General features: G+C 40.1%; 3 protein-coding genes. All 3 read right to left on the reverse strand.

From position 1 onward, the window contains the following. Positions 1 to 77 precede the first annotated feature (77 nt). Genes BLP87_RS15650 through BLP87_RS15660 form a run of 3 tightly spaced genes read right to left on the reverse strand, consistent with a single transcriptional unit; the run spans position 78 to position 2,318 of the window. Positions 78 to 350 (reverse strand): hypothetical protein, encoded by a 273-nt coding sequence (locus BLP87_RS15650; protein ID WP_074463495.1) that lies wholly within the window; start codon positions 348 to 350, stop codon positions 78 to 80. Continuing rightward, entirely contained in the window at positions 343 to 582 is a 240-nt protein-coding gene (locus BLP87_RS15655; RefSeq protein ID WP_074463496.1) for a hypothetical protein, read from the reverse strand. Before BLP87_RS15655 ends, BLP87_RS15650 begins: the two co-directional genes overlap by 8 nt. A gap of 14 nt (positions 583 to 596) precedes the next feature. Further along, on the reverse strand, positions 597 to 2,318 hold the full coding sequence (locus BLP87_RS15660; protein ID WP_074463497.1) for an IS1634 family transposase: 1,722 nt from the start codon (positions 2,316 to 2,318) through the stop codon (positions 597 to 599). Between the last annotated feature and the right edge of the window lie 147 nt (positions 2,319 to 2,465).

The following is a 2,465-nucleotide window of genomic DNA, read 5'->3' on the forward strand; positions in this document are numbered from 1 at the left end:
TCATAACTTCCAATGTTTTTACCACTCAATGACCAAAATAATTTCAGCCGGAATTGAACTCCAATCCCGGTTTCTGTTTATTGTTTTACGTTAGACCAGAAACAATCAAGCAGATATGGAAGATTAGCATTAAGCATCCTGACATGACTTGAATAACTATAAATGACTCCCGGCTGATCAAGACCTTCGGAATGAGCAACGCAAACAAAACCGTCCCCTTCATAACCTATATACGTATGAACTGCTTTTGTTTTACCAGCTTCATTCTTCGTAACTATATTCACGAGTGTAAGACCATCTCCTATATCATATAGATCGACTTTACGCTCTGAAGGTTTATATTTATTCATCCTCAGATGACCCTCCTTTTATGAATGCCATGATCTCTTCGTAAGAATGCTCGCTCTTGATCACTGCAGCCATAAGCTCATCCTTCCTCATTTCATTACGGAGTTTTATCAGTTCTGCAAGAGCCTCCTTTTCAGCTTCATACCTAAGTTTTGCCTTTTCCATCACAGCCTTTTGTTGTTCGATCTTTGCATCCAATGAGCTTGTTGATACCTTCTTTCGTCCTCGTGCCATGTCAGTCCTCCCTCTTAAATCTTTACCTTATGTATCTTTGGATTCAGCCAGTCGCTGATTTCCTTTGATTTTCGTTTTATATAATTAGCATCAATACCAAACGCTTTCAGTATCGTCTTCTGTGTTGCAGTTACTGCATGGTCAAGTCTGTATACTCCATCGGCCTGTCTTATCATCTCTATCTTCTCAAGTTCCCTTATGGCTGCCGGTACATTCATGTAATTAGGCTTTTCCAACATTTCTTCCTCTGCATCCTTGAGTTTTGTGTATATACGGTTACGGATGATAAGTGCCACAAATGCTATCAGCATCTTTCCCTCAAGAGCATCGCCTGTATATACTCTGAGACTTCTGTTTCCAAGAAAACTCTTGTCAGCTTTGAACAGTTTCTCGGAAGCGTCCCTGCTCTTATATAGTTCCAGTGCCTCTTTGGCGGTCATCTTGTCAGATGTGATAATGCAGAAATATCCGCACATCTTTAGTTCAGCCTCTATTACATCAGTTTTTTCTATCGCACAGACAAAGCACTGGTCTTCCTGACCTTCATGGAAGTATTCAAGGCTGTAATACTTCTCAAAACTCTTATCTATTACTACCGGCTGACCTTCAAGCCTTGCAAGATATGCAGCCATCCTGTCCAGACGGGATTCTAAAGCCTCACGCTCTGATGCTGCTTTTCCATAACTGTAATAGATATGGAGATACCTATTCTTCTCATCAGAATAAAATATAGGAGTCTCAACCGTTGTACCACTTACCTGATATCTGCGGATAGAGTATTCCCTTTTATCCTCAAAAGTTCCCTTGACCTTTTTGATAGCCTCATTAGTGAAGGACTTCATTCCCTTTACCATGATCACAAAATCATATCCGCATTTATCCATGTACCTTATGTTTTCTCTGCTGAAATATCCCCGGTCAAGAATAAATCCGGCGTTCTTATATCCATAAGCAACTGCCTTATCAAGCATCATCTGAAGCTGTGATATATCAACTATGCTCCCCGGATATGTTTCATAGAAAAGCGGTTCCCTGTTATTGCTGTCGTAGGCAATAGAGTAATTGATTATAGGAAGTCCCTTGTCATCCTTGGCATGTCCGAACTCAGCCAAGTCTATATCACCAGCCTGACAATTCTTGTTGGTGGAATCATAAGATATGTAGATCTTATCCTTATGCTTTTTGATAGAGTTCCACTCATTCTGGAATCCAACGCTATCATCTACGGTTATCTCACTGGTAAACTTTGAGACGGTTGAGTCGCTATATATCTTATAGTTCGGGGTAAACAATGGATGATTGTATGCATAATCAGGATAGTACTGACCAGCATTATTCTCAGTTATTATGTAATAAGCAGCCAGATCAAGGAATAATCCAGAGCCACGTTCATCGTTGTATATGCCAGAGATGATCTTATCAACCATGCTCTCCATCACCAGTTTCTCAATAACAAGGAACGAACCAATGCGAAGACAGCTACTCCTATCATCACGCCCTTGATCCTTTGGAAGCTTCGCGTCTGGGAAATAGGTTAGATAGTTGGGATTAGGATACATCATTGTCGGATCATCCTCGCACTGTTTGCCTATAGTGGTCCGCTTTGGGATGTTATATTTCTTATCCGGTTTGTACACCCGTTCATACTCGTAGTTGATGTAGACAACTCCCTTGATTGTCCTGGTGTAAATCTTGCCCTTTTCTGCCGGAATCTTCACCTTGAAATCATAGTACATTGACCATATATCTCCCTGATAATAAGTATGTATACCTACTCAATTATTATAACAAGAAAAGCCCGAAAAATCAACAGATATGCTGAATTTTCCGGACTTTTATGCCTAAATTTTCAATTGAGTTTCAAAATCTATTGGAAGTTAAGA

The organism is Butyrivibrio hungatei (assembly GCF_900101605.1).
Classification (GTDB): domain Bacteria; phylum Bacillota; class Clostridia; order Lachnospirales; family Lachnospiraceae; genus Butyrivibrio; species Butyrivibrio hungatei_B.

What these genes read in the sequence shown, in the direction of transcription:
- BLP87_RS15660 (WP_074463497.1), bottom strand. Translation starts at nt 2,318, where the DNA reads ATGTACTATGATTTCAAGGTGAAGATTCCGGCAGAAAAGGGCAAGATT.
- BLP87_RS15655 (WP_074463496.1), bottom strand. Translation starts at nt 582, where the DNA reads ATGGCACGAGGACGAAAGAAGGTATCAACAAGCTCATTGGATGCAAAG.
- BLP87_RS15650 (WP_074463495.1), bottom strand. Translation starts at nt 350, where the DNA reads ATGAATAAATATAAACCTTCAGAGCGTAAAGTCGATCTATATGATATA.